The organism is Streptomyces sp. NPDC006476 (assembly GCF_040612015.1).
GTDB classification, from domain to species: Bacteria; Actinomycetota; Actinomycetes; order Streptomycetales; family Streptomycetaceae; genus Streptomyces; species Streptomyces griseorubiginosus_B.
In genome coordinates this window covers 207031-220071 of the sequence record NZ_JBEXPK010000006.1, presented here as the reverse complement: position 1 = coordinate 220071, position 13041 = coordinate 207031, and the positions used below count along the sequence as shown (strand labels likewise).

Sequence of the window (13041 nt, the reverse complement as noted above, 5' to 3'; positions counted from 1 at the left end):
GCGACGTGGCCGGCCTCAACAACCGCGTGCAGCTCCACCACCAGGCGATCACCCGGACCGTCTCCCCGCACAACGGCCCCGGCGGCGGCTACACACCGGCCCAGCTCAACGTGGGTACAACGTCTCCGGCAGCTACACCGGAAGCGGCCAGAAGATCGCCCTGCTGGAGTTCGACGGCTTCCAGCAGTCCAACATCACCAAGTACGACACCAACTACGGCCTGGGCTCGCCCACCCCGACCGTGCAGAAGGTCGACGGCGGCTCCGGCGCTCTCGGCGACGGGCAGGTCGAGGTCGAGCTGGACATCGAGGTGCTGCACGCCATCGCCCCGAAGGCGAACGTCACCGTCTTCGAGGGCCCGAACTCCGACGCCGGCGAGGTCGACACCTACCAGGCCATCGTCGACAGCGGCATCTCGACCACCTCGATCAGTTGGGGTGCCGCCGAAAGCGCCCGCACCACGTCCAACATCAACGCGGTGGACGCCGTCTTCAAGGCGGGCGCGGCCCAGGGCCTCGGCTTCTACGCCGCCTCCGGTGACGACGGCTCCGACGACGCGGGCGACGGTGGCACGTCCGTGGACTACCCCGCCAGCGACCCGTACGTCACCGGTGTCGGCGGCACCAAGCTGACCGTCACCTCCGCCAACGCCTGGAGCAAGGAGGTCGCCTGGTCCGGTGGTGGCGGCGGCAAGTCCTCCGTCTTCAAGATCCCGAGCTGGCAGACAGCGGTCCAGAAGAGCGCCGGCGGCGGCTACCGTCAGGTGCCGGACGTCTCCGCGCACGCCAACCCCAGCCCCGGTGTGTCCATCTACTCGCAGGGCTCCTGGTCCTCGGTCGGCGGCACCAGCGCGGCGGCCCCCGAGTGGGCGGCGTTCGCCGCCCTGTACAACCAGCAGGCCGCCGCCGCGGGCAAGGCCAACCTCGGCTTCGCCAACCCGGCCCTGTACTCGGCGAGCGGCACCGGTTTCCATGACATCACCAGTGGCAGCAACGGCGCCTACTCCGCGTCCACCGGCTGGGACTTCACCACCGGCTGGGGCTCGTACAACGCCGCGACTCTGGCGAGCAAGCTGCTCGGCTGACATCGAACGTCCGACACACAGCGCGGGCCCGCCCCGGCCCCGGCCGCGCCGTCGTCCCTGCCGAAACTCGTCGACCTCGTCCGCGAACACCTGGCCGGCCAGCAGGAGCCTCGCTCCGCCGCCGAAGTCGCCACCGCACTGCAACAACAGCACCCCGAGCGGGACATCAAGACCAAGATCGTGCGCCTCACCCTTGAGGGACTGGTGGCCAGGAACCACGCCCAGCGCACCAAGCAAGGCCGCTCCGTCTTCTACACCACCCCGGAAACCGACGAGCCCGCCCCGCAGAACGAGCCGGAGACCTCCCAGCCCGCCTGACAGCCACTGCCCCGCAGAGCCCTGCGTATGTGCGGAAGCAGCAAGAGACGATCAGGAGGTGCTTGCTCGACGGCTCTTCGGGTACCGCGTTCAGTGAGGGTGGCATCCGCACGGGCAGGTGGTTACTGAAAGTGATGTGGGCGTGACTCGTCTCAGTGGCTCGGGAGACGACCGGTCGAACGGATCAGGAGAGGATCCCCGGTCCGTCGCGCTGGAGATCGCGGATGCCGTGGACGCTCTCGCGGACCTGTGGTCGGTGGCCGCCCAGGGAGCCAGCCTGCGGCTGTCGCCGCACCAGTTGCGGGCCCTGCGGATCCTGGAATCGGAACCGGGGCTCAATCTCACCGCTCTGGCCGAGGGCATGGACATAGGGCCGCCCACCGCCAGCCGGCTCTGTGACCGGCTGGAGGCGGCCGGCCTGCTGGAGCGTCTGCTGCATCCGCACAAACGACGCGAGGTGCAACTGGTCCTCACGAACCGGGGCCGGCAGGTGCTCGCCGAAGTGGCCGCGCGCAGATCCCAGGCGCTCGCCATGGTTCTCGCGGCCATGGACCTCGGCGAGCGGACGGCGCTGAGCCGGGGTATCCGGGCCTTCCTGACGGCTCGGGACCGCGCCGACAAGGAAGGCGACGGCTCCCCGTGAGACCTCAGTTGCGGGGGCCGTTCCAGTCGAGACAGACCACCGCGGCATCCGTGGCCAGATCGCTGCTGCCGTAGTGCTCGACCAGCCCGGCGACGATCGCGCGTGCCGTCTCGTGCGGTGCCGTCGGGCGGGTGGCACTCAGGATCTGGCGCAGGGCACGTTCGCCGAAGAGATCGCCCATGGCGGAACGCGTACCGTGCACCCCGGTGCTGACGGCGATGAGGCGGTCTCCGGGCCGGACCTGGAACGTCTGCTCCTCGTAGAGGGTCTCCTCGAACATCCCCAGCGGCAGCTGGGCCGTCAGTTCGATCTGCTCGGTGCGCCCGTCACGCTGGCGGAACAGCTGGGGCGAGCCCGCGTCGACCGCGCACACGGTGCCGGTGGCCAGCTCGAACCGCAGCAGCAGTGTGGAGGCGTAGACCTTGCCGCCGTACTGGGCGTAGACGGCCTGGTCGGCCAGGCACGCCTGGTCGGCGAGGGCGATGTCGGCGCGGCGGGCGTTGCGCAGGGCACCGACCGCGAGACTGGTGAGCAGAGAGGCGTCGATCCCCTGTCCCATACCGTCGGTCATGGTGAGGACGAGATGGTCCGCGCCGGCGGACCAGTCGAAGTTGTCGCCACCGATGGCGTAGGCGGGTTCGAGGTGGGCGCCGATGACGTACTCCTCGCGGGCGCAGCCCCCTCCGGGGAGGAGTTGCCACTGCATCTCGGCGGCCAGCGTGAGCCGGCGGGTGCGGCGGGCCTGGAGGTAGACGTCGGTGTCACGGCCGGCGGTGATGACCTCATGGCCGAGCGCGGTGGCGAAGTCACCCAGCTGAAGCACCGTGTCCGGATCGGGGGCCCCGGCGGGCAGTCGTACGGAGAGGACACCCAGACGGTCCCCGCGCACCGTGATGGGCAGGTGTGCCACATGGCCCGTCGGCTCCTGCGCGACTTCCAGCACCGGTTTCTGGGTGCGGAAGGCGCTGCCCGCGGGCCCTTCGTGAGCGGGGACGGGGCGGTGGGTGTGCGGCAGGTGGGAGACCGCTTGCAGGACCGTCAGGCCGTAATCCGCGAGGAGCAGTGTCACCTCCTGGGCGCCGACCCGCTCGGCGAGGAGGCGGCGTGCGGTGGCCACCAGCGCATGGGGGGCTGCCATACGCAATGCGGCTTCCGCTGAGGGAAGCGGTTCAGGCGTTCTCACGGTGTCCACCCTCTCGCCTCGTCATCTCCACGCTATCGCGCGATGTCGCGCTTCCCACCTTGTTCACGCCCCACCAAGGCGGGGTGCGGGCAGGCCGGGGACCCAGGTGGTGATGGTGACGGTGGTGCCCTCGCCGGGGCGGCTGTCGAGGGTGAACTCCTGCACCAGCCGCTCTGCTCCGCTCAGTCCCAGACCCAGGCCGCCGCTGGTGGTGTAGCCGTCGGTCATGGCCTGGTCGACGTCCCGGATACCGGGGCCGGTGTCGACGAAGCTGAGCCGCAGTCCGCGCCGGGGGGCGTCCTCGAGCACCGCGATCTCCAGCCGGCCCCCACCGCCGTGGACGAGGGTGTTCCGGGCCAGTTCGCTGGCCGCGGTCACCAGCTTGGTCTGCTGGACCAGGTCGAACCCGAGGCCGACGGCCGCGCGGCGCACCTGCTGACGCACCCACGCCAGATCCGCGTCCGAGCGGATCGGCAGAGGCGTGGAGGAGGCGGGTGGGGCATGCATCACGCACCCTCTTCCGGGTGGGCGGACGGAGCTGCCGCGCACGTGACCGCCGACGACCGGGCGTGCGCGGCCGTCCTGGCCCGAACAGGCTTGTGGGAGGAGGCGCCGGCGCCCCGGCCGATGATGCCGCTGATGTCGAGCAGGCCCACGTCCATCACAACCGGACCGCACCCCCGGGGACGGACGCCTTGGCGCGGGAGTTGTCCGGCCATCCCGTGGCACGGCTCGTCAGGGGTGGCCGACAGGACGTCCCCGGGCACCGCCTGCGGCACCGGGCCCGCACGGGTGGCGGCGCCGGTCACTGCGGGCTCGCTCCCGCGAGGGAGTGTCGGGAGACGACGACACCCTGCTCGGTGAGGGCGTGGGCCAGGGCGTCGGCGAGACCGGCCCGCGTGACGACCGTCCCGAGGTCGATGCCCAGATGGACGATGGTCTGCGCGATGGCCGGACGGATGCCGGACACGATGCACTCCGCGCCCATCAGACGGGCCGCGGCGATCGTCTTCATGAGGTGCTGTGCCACGAGCGAGTCGACGGTCGGCACGCCGGTGATTTCGAGGATGGCGTACGCGGCCCCGTGCTCGACGATCGCCTCCAGCAGACTCTCCATCACCACCTGGCTGCAGGCGCTGTCCAGGATGCCGATCAACGGGACGGCGACGACGCCCTCCCACAGCTTGATCACCGGGGTGGCGGCCTCGAGCAGCTGCTGGTGCTGCCGGGCGATCACCTGCTCGCCCTCACTCACCGTCGTCTCCAACACCACCAGGCGGAGCGTGCCCATCAGGGCCGTCAGCGCGAGGGCGCAGTCATGTGCGGGCCCCTCCGCGGAAGCGTCGAACTCGGCTCGCAGCAGGGCGATGACCGGCGCGCGCAGGCCGGCGACCTCGCTGTCGATCTGTGCGGGGGTGAATCCGGCCCGGCCTCGGGAGGCGGACATCCGGCCGAGCTGCTCTCTGACGGCGGTGAACCCCGGAGCCGCGAGATCCTCCAGCCGTCCGGAGCCGGCCACCTCGGCCAGTGCGTCCACGACGGCCCCGGACGCATCGACCGCCTCGTCCCGGGCGACGGTGAACACCGTACGGAACAAGGCCGCGTCGGCCCATCGCTGGGCGATCTGCTCCCGGCGCCGCCGCAGAAAGTCAGCCAGTCCGCCCGCCGCATCGGAAGCCGTGTTCTGCTCCGCCACCTGCATCGTCTCCCTGCTGCGAGGCTGCGACCCGCCGAGCGGCCGACCATCCGGCAATTGTTGCCGCATGACAAACATTAGCGGGCGTGTACGCGCCCCACAACACCGCCTGCCGCCGCCGGGCGGTCCGGTGGACCGTCAATCCAGCGCCCTGCCGCGCCAGTCCAGGCATACGACCAGTGCGTCATCGTCCGGCACGGCTCCGCCGCGGTGGCCGGTCAGCTCCCGCAGGATCGCGCGCGGCACCTCGGCGGCAGGCAGCAGCCGGGTGGCCTGAACGGCCCGGGCGAGAGCCTCGTCGCCGTACGTCTCCCCCTTCGGCGAGGCGACGGCATGGACGCCGTCGCTGACGAAGACGAGCCGGTCACCAGGCTCGACGTGGAAGTCCTGCGCCACGTAGTCGGTCTCCTCGAACATGCCCAGGGGCAGCTGGGCGTCGAAGTCGACGGGCTCCACGCTGCCGTTGCGCAGCCGCAGCAGCCTCGGGGAACCCGCGTCCACGACGACGGTACGGCCCGTGGTCAGGTCGAAGTCGAACATCAGCACCGACAGATAGCAACGCCCTTGGTAGTGCGCGTAGATGGCCTGGTCGGCCAGGGCCGCCTGGTCGGCGATGGAGATGCCCGCGCGGCGGGCGTTGCGCAGTGCGTTGATGGCCAGGTTCGTCAGCAGGGAGGCCTCTATGCCCTCGCCCATACCGTTGGTGACGTACAGCATCAGGTGGTCGGCGGAGACCGACCAGTCGAAGTTGTCCCCGAAGATGGCGTAGGCGGGCTCCAGTTGGGCCGCGAGGTCGTACTCCGGCCGGGAACACGAACGGCCGGGCAGGAGCTGCCACTGCATCTCGGCGGCCAGGGTCAGCCGGTCCTTGCGCCGCGCCTGCAGGTACAGGTCGGTGTCGCGCTCGGCCACGATCAGTTCGTGTCCCAGCACATTGGCGATCTCGGCGAGTTCGGGTTCCCACTGGCGGGCGACATCACTGCCGGACAGGGTCACGGACAGCACGCCGAGCCGGTCGCCGCGCACACTGACCGGCAGATGCAGGCGGGTCCGTCCGTTCCGCCCTTCCTCCAGATACGGCCGCTGCGACCCGAAGGCCCGGCCGGCCGGGCTGTTGTGCACCGACACCGGCTCCGGCGTGTGCGGCAGGACCGATACGGGCCGCAGCACGGTCAGTCCGTAGTCGGCCATGTACAACTCGACGCTCTGCGCGTCGTACTGCTCGAGCAGCGCGGCGCGTACGGCGTCGAGCAACTCGTGGGGCGCCGCTGTACGCAGAGCGCGTTCAGCGGCCACAAATCTCTTCATGATGAGGGAAACACCAATCCTTCGCCGGACGACCTGGTTCACGCGCAAGGCCGAGCTGCCGGGTGCGCCACGTCGGGCGGACCGTTGTCTCGGTGGCCGGGGCGCGTGGCTAGTACGCTGACAGGCACCCCAGTGCCTGCGAGAGAGTGATCGTGACTGCCTTCCGCCGCCCCCCGGAGCCCGATGAGGTCGCGCGTGTGACCACCACGGCCGTTGAGCTGCTGGAGGTCGTGTGGGGCCGGGCCTCGACGGCGCCCACCTCCGCGTCCCAGCTGCGGGTGCTGCACATCCTGGAGCACCAGGACGGCATCAGGCTGCGCACACTCGCCGAGTCCCTCGCCTCCACCCCGCCATCCACCAGCCGGCTGTGCGACCGGCTGGTGGCCGCCGGGTTCGTCGAGCGGGAGGTGAGCGCGGAGGACCGGCGCGAGGTGCGGCTGCACCTGAGCAACCGGGGCCGCGCCTTCCTCGCCGACCTGCGCGCCCGCCGGGAGAGGGAGCTGCAGACGGTGCTGCGGGATATGCCCGCCGCCAAGCGGGTCGCGCTGCTGGAGGGGCTGGAAGCGTTCTGTGCCGCCGCGGCGACGCAGATACACGACGACGTCGCGGATTCGGGCAGCCGAACCGCCTGAACCGTCGTTCGCGACGCATGTGTCACCGTCGGCTTTCGACGTCGGTGACCAGCACACGGAGTGGCCTCCGTCCACCGGAGCATTCCAGGTCCTTCCCGCGTACGTCCGACCCGCTTACTTTGTTGCCTCACGGCTACTATTGTCAAACAGCAACAATGCGCCGGAGGGCTCCTACGCGAACTCGGATACCCCGACTTGGGGGAGTTCTGCCACGGTTGTGCTCTATGTCTCTCGAACGAGTGGACGGACCGACGGATTGAAACCGTTCAACTGCCCGGTCCGTCACCCATCCCGTCGCTGACGCCGTGCGGCACCTCGAAATGCCCACGTGTGAAAAAGCGTTGCACGACGATTGACCCTCACCTCACCCGGCTCTAGGTTTGCCACGCCTCATCCATTTGAATCGATTCATTCCTTTGCCTGTGTGTGAGGAGTCGTGGTGATCAGCAGGAGGAACATTCTCGCGACCGCCGCCGCGGTGGTCGCTGCGGCGGCGGTCGACAGCGGTTCGGCCATGGCCGCGCCGGGGTCCGGACCGGCACGGAGCGCCGGCCCGCGTGTCACCGGACCCAGCGTCGAGTACGTCCGGCACCCCCTGGGCATCGACACCCCGCGCCCGCGCCTCAGTTGGCCGCTGGCCGCCGAGGGCACAGGGGTGCGGCAGAGCGCCTACCAGGTCCGGGTCGCCACCAGCCCCTCGGGGCTGGCCCGTCCGGACGTCTGGGACAGCGGGAAGGTCGACTCCGCCGACTCGGTGCTCGTGCCGTACGCGGGACCGGCCCTGAAGCCCCGTACCCGCTACCACTGGTCCGTGCGGGTCTGGGACGGCGACGGCCGGGTCTCCGCCTGGAGCGAGCCCTCGTGGTGGGAGACCGGGCTCATGGACACCAGGCAGTGGACCGCCGACTGGATCTCCGCCCCGGCGAGCCTCACCGACGCGCCGTCCTTCGAGGGCGGTTCCTGGATCTGGTTCCCCGAGGGCGACCCGACGAGCAGCGTGCCGGCGGCCACCCGCTGGTTCCGCGGCAGAGCCGACCTGCCCGACGCCATCACATCGGCGACGCTCGCCATTACCGCCGACAACGTCTACGCCGTCTGTGTCAACGGCGTCGAGGTGGCCCACACCGACCTCGACACCGACAACGAGGACTGGCGCCGCCCGGCCGTCGTCGACGTGATCGACCAGGTGCGAGCCGGGGAAAACGTTGTCGCCGTCTCCGCCACCAACGCGACCGTGGGCCCGGCAGGGTTGCTCGCCGTCCTCGTGGTCCGCACCGCCTCCGGTGAGCAGAAGGTGTTCACCGACGGCTCGTGGAAGGCCACCGACCAGCAACCGGCGGACGGATGGCAGCAGTTGGGCTTCGACGACAGCACCTGGCCGGCGGCCGGGGTGGCGGCGGCCTGGGGTTCCGGCCCGTGGGGGCGGGTCGTCCCGGTGTCGTACGCCGTCACCCAGCTGCGGCACACCTTCCACCTCCCGCGCAAGAAGGTCGTCCGCGCGCGTCTGTACGCCACGGCGCTCGGGCTCTACGAGGCCCACCTCAACGGCAGCCGGGTGGGCACCGACCAGCTCGCCCCCGGCTGGACCGACTACCGCACGCGGGTGCAGTACCAGACGTACGACGTCACCGAGTTGCTCAGACCGGGCGCCAACGCCATCGGCGCCTACCTCGCCCCCGGCTGGTACGCAGGCAACGTGGGCATGTTCGGGCCCGGCCAGTACGGCCCGCACCCGGCGCTGCTGGCGCAGTTGGAGGTCGAGTACGCGGACGGGACCAGTGGCCGCGTCACCTCCGGCACCGACTGGCGGGCCGCCGCCGGTCCGATCGTCGCCGCCGACCTGCTGAACGGCGAGACGTACGACGCGCGCAAGGAGACCCCCGGCTGGACCTCGCCCGGCTTCGACGACGGGAGTTGGCTCGCGGTCCGCGGCGAGGGCGACATCGGACCGGGTCTGATCGTCGCCCAGGTCGACGGACCGGTGCGTGTGGAACGGGAGTTGACGCCCAAGGCGGTGACCCGGCCCAGGCCCGGCGTCTTCGTCTTCGACCTGGGGCAGAACATGGTCGGCTCGGTACGGCTGCGGGTCTCCGGTGCCGCGGGGACGACCGTCCGGCTGCGGCACGCCGAGGTCCTCAACCCCGACGGCACCGTCTACACCGCGAACCTGCGCAGCGCGGCGGCGACGGACACCTACACCCTCAAAGGCCGCGGCGAGGAGGTCTACGAACCCCGCTTCACCTCCCACGGGTTCCGGTACGTGGAGGTGACGGGGTTCCCCGGCACCCCCACCGCGAAGACCGTCACGGGTCGGGTCATGCACACGGACGCCCCCTTCACCCTCGACTTCGAGACCGACGTCCCGATGCTGAACCAGCTGCACCGCAACATCACCTGGGGGCAGCGCGGAAACTTCCTGTCCGTGCCCACCGACACCCCGGCGCGCGACGAACGGCTCGGCTGGACCGGCGACATCAACGTCTTCTCGCCGACCGCCGCCTACACCATGGAGTCGGCGCGGTTCCTGTCCAAGTGGCTCGTCGACCTGCGGGACTCGCGGACCCCGGCGGGCGCCTTCCCGGACGTGGCCCCCGCGGTCGGCACCCTCGGCAGCGGTACGGCTGGCTGGGGCGACGCCGGTGTCACCGTCCCCTGGGCCCTCTACCAGGCCTATGGCGACCGGCAGGTCCTCGCCGACGCCTGGCCGTCCGTCCGGGCCTGGCTCACCTACCTGGAGCAGCACAGCACCGGCCTGCTGCGCCCGGCCGAGGGCTACGGCGACTGGCTGAACCTGGACGACGACACTCCCAAGGACGTGATCGCCACCGCGTACTTCGCCCACAGCGCGGACCTCGCGGCCCGGATGGCCACCGAACTCGGCGAGGACTCCCAGCCGTACCGCGATCTCTTCGGACGGATACGAACGGCCTTCCAGAACGCCTACGTCAGCTCCGACGGCCGGGTGCGCGGCGACACCCAGACGGCGTACGTCCTGGCCCTCTCGATGGACCTGCTGCCGGACGCGTCCCGCAAGGCGGCGGCCGACCGGCTGGTGGCACTGATCGAGGGCCGGGACTGGCACCTGTCCACCGGGTTCCTCGGTACGCCGCGGCTGCTGCCCGTCCTCACCGACACGGGACACACCGACGTCGCCTACCGCCTGCTCCAGCAGCGCTCCTACCCCAGCTGGGGCTACCAGATCGACCAGGGCGCGACCACCATGTGGGAGCGCTGGGACTCCATCCGGCCCGACGGCAGCTTCCAGGACGCGGGCATGAACTCCTTCAACCACTACGCCTACGGCTCGGTGGGCGAGTGGATGTACACGAACATCGCCGGCATCGCTCCGGGCCGGCCCGGCTACCGGGAGATCGTCGTCCACCCGCGACCGGGCGGCGCGGTCACCTTCGCCCGCGCCACCTTCACCTCGGTCCACGGCCCCGTCTCCACCCGGTGGCGGTTGCGGTCCGGCCGCTTCACCCTGACCTGCGAGGTGCCCCCGAACACGACCGCGGAGGTCTGGATCCCGACCTCCGGCCCGGCGAAGGTCACTCACACCCACGGCAGGTTCCTGCGCCGGGAGGACGGCTGTGCCGTGTACCGGGTCGGCTCCGGTACCCACACGTTCACCGCCTGAACAGCCGTCCTGAGTACGGGGGTTGACTCTGGCGGTTCCGTCGGCGGCGCGGATGTCAGCAGGTCGCCGACGGAACCGCATCATTGGTCCGATGTATCTACGCCACAGTCATTGACCTCTCACCCCCCTGCCCCTACCTTTCCTGCATGTTTTTGACAAGAGAACAGACGCATGCCGCGAGATCCGCCGGACCCCTGGTCTTATTCATCGGGTCTTATCGAGTCCTTGCGGCCTTCTTCTGCGCAGTCCTGTCCCTTGGAGCGCTCACCGCACCCGCGCACGCCGCGACCGCGGTCACCTACTTCGTCTCGCCCAGCGGCAGTGACAGCAATCCGGGGACCAGCGCCGACGCCCCCTTCCGCACCCTCACCAAGGCTCAGACGGTGGTCCGGTCGATCGACAAGTCGACGTCAGGTCCGATCACCGTGACGCTGGCCGGAGGCGTTTACCGGCTGGCCAAGACACTCACCTTCAGCTCCGCGGACTCCGGCGGAGGCACGGCCGGCACCGTCTGGTGGAAGGCGGCAGCCGGGCAGAGTCCGGTCATCAGCGGCGGTGTCCAGGTCACCGGCTGGACGCGGACCAGCGCCGACAGCAGCGTCTGGTCGGCCCCGGCCCCCAGCGACCTGGACACCAGGCAGCTGTACGTGAACGGCGTACGCGCCCAGCGCGCCACCGGCTCTCTGCCGGTGTCGGTGAAGCAGACGGCGACCGGGTACACCACGGCGTCCGGCGACCCCATGGCCGGCTGGCGCAATCGGTCGGCGATCGAGTTCGTCTACCGGGGCGGGCTCGGACTGTGGACCGAGCCGCGCTGCCCGGTCGCCTCGGTCACCAGTACCGTCATCACCATGGCCCAGCCCTGCTGGAACAACTCCACCCAGCGGGTCATGCGCACCGACGACTCGGGCCGCACCTACAACCTCGTCGGCCGCAAGTCGATCACCGAGGCGCCGACCGCGGTGGAGAACGCCTACGAACTCCTCGACAAGCCCGGCGAGTTCTATCTGGACAAGACCGAGCACCGCTTCTACTACATCCCGCGTTCCGGGCAGAACCTGACGACCGCGGACGTCGAGGCACTCGCTGGACACACTCGTGGCGACCTCCGGAAAGGCCTCGGACGAACCCAGTCACATCGGCTTCCAGGGCATCCAGTTCAGCTACGCGAACTACACGACCTCCAACACCGGCACGGGCTTCTCCGAAATACAGGCGACGTACCAGGTCACCGGCACCACGGGCTACGCCACCCAGGGGCTGTGCACGTTCGTGTCGGGCGGCACCTGCCCGTACGGCAACTGGACGAAGATGCCCGGCGCCGTGCGGTTCACCTACGACAGCAGCATCCACTTCGACCACGACTACTTCGTCCATCTCGGCGCGGCCGGACTGGACCTCGGCAACGGTTCGCAGAACGACACCGTCACCGCCTGCGTGTTCACCGACATCTCCGGCAACGGCCTCGACCTGGGTGGCGTGGACATCCCCCAGCCCAGCAGTGCGGCACAGCACACCAGCGGAATCACCGTGAAGGACAGCCACTTCTACGACACCGCCACCGAGTACCACGGCGGGGTCGCCATCGACGCCGGATACATCGAGACGTCGACCATCACCCACAACCAGATCGATCATGTGCCCTACACGGCCATCTCCATCGGCTGGGGCGGCTGGCCGGACAAGGTGAGCCTGCCCGCACAGCCCAACTACTCGAACAACAACACGATCTCGTACAACCTGATCCACGACCACATGTCGCTGCTCGGCGACGGCGGCGCCGTCTACACGAACGGCATCACCGGCACCTCGATGGCGAACGGCGAGAAGGTCGTCGGCAACGTCGTCCACGACCAGCTCAACACCTCGGGCGGCCATGTCCTGTACACCGACAACGGCGCCACCTATGTCTCGATCCTCGGTAACGCGGTGTGGAACATCAACGTCTCGCCGTGGGGCAGCAAGCACGTGAACTACACGGCGGGCGACGGCACGTACGACCCCACGGACATCGAGGGCAACTACTGGCCGAACGGTCCGTCCGACTACGACAACAAGAAGGTCCTGATCAAGAACAACCACGCTGTCACCGGGTCGGCGCAGGTTCCGTCGAGCATCATCGCGGCGGGCGGCATCGAGTCTCAGTACCAGGCGATCCTCTCCTGGCAGCCGGCCTGACAGGAAGAGACCGGCGAAGAAGCATGGGCCTGCCCCGGAGAGCGCGGGGCAGGCCCACCACGGTCAGCGGTGGGCGGCGCGGTTCATCTCGACGACGTCCTCCAGGGTCAGTTCGGTGCAGTAGACGGGGCCCATCGACAGCTGACGCCAGGAGCCGGCCGGCGCTCCCGCGTCATCCTTGACGGCGTCGTCAAGTGCCACGGCGCGGGCGCCGGTCTCCAGCACGCCGGGCGCGACGGCGTCCGGCCCATGGGCGCCGGCCACCTGGACGTCGTGACCGGCCGCGCCGAGCTTGCCCGCGAGGTTGCCCCCGATCGCTCCGGCGCCGATGACAGATATTTACATTGATTTATACCTTTCAA

The 13041-nt window shown here is 69.9% G+C and carries 14 protein-coding genes; 6 read left to right on the top strand and 8 right to left on the bottom strand.

Features of this window, described 5'->3' with window-relative positions:
* Window positions 1–241 precede the first annotated feature (241 nt).
* The 3 genes from ABZZ74_RS09440 (at window position 242) to ABZZ74_RS09430 (ending at window position 2045) form a co-directional block, all read left to right on the top strand.
* Entirely contained in the window at window positions 242–1084 is an 843-nt protein-coding gene (locus tag ABZZ74_RS09440; RefSeq protein ID WP_356762880.1) for a S53 family peptidase, read from the top strand.
* 180 nt (window positions 1085–1264) lie between these two features.
* Complete coding sequence (locus ABZZ74_RS09435; protein ID WP_356762789.1) at window positions 1265–1402, top strand: hypothetical protein; 138 nt, start codon at window positions 1265–1267, stop codon at window positions 1400–1402.
* 142 nt (window positions 1403–1544) lie between these two features.
* Window positions 1545–2045, top strand: a complete 501-nt coding sequence (locus ABZZ74_RS09430; protein ID WP_356762787.1) for a MarR family transcriptional regulator — start codon at window positions 1545–1547, stop codon at window positions 2043–2045.
* A gap of 4 nt (window positions 2046–2049) precedes the next feature.
* Here ABZZ74_RS09430 and ABZZ74_RS09425 read toward each other — a convergent pair whose 3' ends face one another.
* The 5 genes from ABZZ74_RS09425 to ABZZ74_RS09405 all read right to left on the bottom strand — a co-directional run bounded on the left by ABZZ74_RS09425 (window position 2050) and on the right by ABZZ74_RS09405 (window position 6232).
* Window positions 2050–3183 (bottom strand): PP2C family protein-serine/threonine phosphatase, encoded by a 1134-nt coding sequence (locus ABZZ74_RS09425; RefSeq protein WP_356762785.1) that lies wholly within the window; start codon window positions 3181–3183, stop codon window positions 2050–2052.
* Window positions 3184–3291: 108 nt separating this feature from the next.
* Window positions 3292–3735: an anti-sigma regulatory factor gene (locus ABZZ74_RS09420; protein WP_356762783.1), complete on the bottom strand. Its 444-nt coding sequence runs from the start codon at window positions 3733–3735 to the stop codon at window positions 3292–3294.
* Entirely contained in the window at window positions 3735–4037 is a 303-nt protein-coding gene (locus tag ABZZ74_RS09415; RefSeq protein ID WP_356762781.1) for a hypothetical protein, read from the bottom strand. The genes ABZZ74_RS09420 and ABZZ74_RS09415 overlap by 1 nt, the downstream gene beginning before the upstream one ends.
* Complete coding sequence (locus ABZZ74_RS09410) at window positions 4034–4930, bottom strand: STAS domain-containing protein (RefSeq protein ID WP_356762779.1); 897 nt, start codon at window positions 4928–4930, stop codon at window positions 4034–4036. Before ABZZ74_RS09410 ends, ABZZ74_RS09415 begins: the two co-directional genes overlap by 4 nt.
* Before the next feature lie 132 nt (window positions 4931–5062).
* Entirely contained in the window at window positions 5063–6232 is a 1170-nt protein-coding gene (locus ABZZ74_RS09405; protein WP_356762777.1) for a PP2C family protein-serine/threonine phosphatase, read from the bottom strand.
* Window positions 6233–6429: 197 nt separating this feature from the next.
* Here ABZZ74_RS09405 and ABZZ74_RS09400 point away from each other — a divergent pair, with 197 nt between their 5' ends.
* Window positions 6430–6864 (top strand): MarR family transcriptional regulator, encoded by a 435-nt coding sequence (locus ABZZ74_RS09400; protein ID WP_208778237.1) that lies wholly within the window; start codon window positions 6430–6432, stop codon window positions 6862–6864.
* A 439-nt stretch (window positions 6865–7303) separates the two neighbouring features.
* Window positions 7304–10501, top strand: coding sequence for an alpha-L-rhamnosidase (locus tag ABZZ74_RS09395; protein ID WP_356762775.1), 3198 nt, complete (start codon window positions 7304–7306; stop codon window positions 10499–10501).
* Window positions 10502–10946: 445 nt separating this feature from the next.
* On the opposite strand, the gene ABZZ74_RS09390 is transcribed toward ABZZ74_RS09395, so the two are convergent.
* Window positions 10947–11243: a hypothetical protein gene (locus ABZZ74_RS09390; RefSeq protein ID WP_356762773.1), complete on the bottom strand. Its 297-nt coding sequence runs from the start codon at window positions 11241–11243 to the stop codon at window positions 10947–10949.
* A 36-nt stretch (window positions 11244–11279) separates the two neighbouring features.
* The gene (locus tag ABZZ74_RS09385; RefSeq protein WP_356762771.1) at window positions 11280–11417 is read right to left on the bottom strand and encodes a hypothetical protein; all 138 of its coding nucleotides are present in this window, start codon (window positions 11415–11417) and stop codon (window positions 11280–11282) included.
* A 182-nt stretch (window positions 11418–11599) separates the two neighbouring features.
* On the opposite strand from ABZZ74_RS09385, the gene ABZZ74_RS09380 reads away from it, so the two are divergent.
* Window positions 11600–12679, top strand: a complete 1080-nt coding sequence (locus ABZZ74_RS09380; RefSeq protein WP_356762769.1) for a right-handed parallel beta-helix repeat-containing protein — start codon at window positions 11600–11602, stop codon at window positions 12677–12679.
* A 63-nt stretch (window positions 12680–12742) separates the two neighbouring features.
* Here ABZZ74_RS09380 and ABZZ74_RS09375 read toward each other — a convergent pair whose 3' ends face one another.
* A complete protein-coding gene (locus tag ABZZ74_RS09375; protein ID WP_356762875.1) occupies window positions 12743–13009 on the bottom strand; it encodes a hypothetical protein in 267 nt (88 codons plus the stop codon).
* Window positions 13010–13041 lie beyond the last annotated feature (32 nt).

Coding starts and splice junctions, on each gene's coding strand:
- ABZZ74_RS09420 (WP_356762783.1), bottom strand. CDS start 3,735: ATGCATGCCCCACCCGCCTCCTCCACGCCTCTGCCGATCCGCTCGGAC.
- ABZZ74_RS09410 (WP_356762779.1), bottom strand. CDS start 4,930: ATGCAGGTGGCGGAGCAGAACACGGCTTCCGATGCGGCGGGCGGACTG.
- ABZZ74_RS09405 (WP_356762777.1), bottom strand. CDS start 6,232: ATGAAGAGATTTGTGGCCGCTGAACGCGCTCTGCGTACAGCGGCGCCC.
- ABZZ74_RS09390 (WP_356762773.1), bottom strand. CDS start 11,243: ATGGGGTCGCCGGACGCCGTGGTGTACCCGGTCGCCGTCTGCTTCACC.
- ABZZ74_RS09425 (WP_356762785.1), bottom strand. CDS start 3,183: ATGGCAGCCCCCCATGCGCTGGTGGCCACCGCACGCCGCCTCCTCGCC.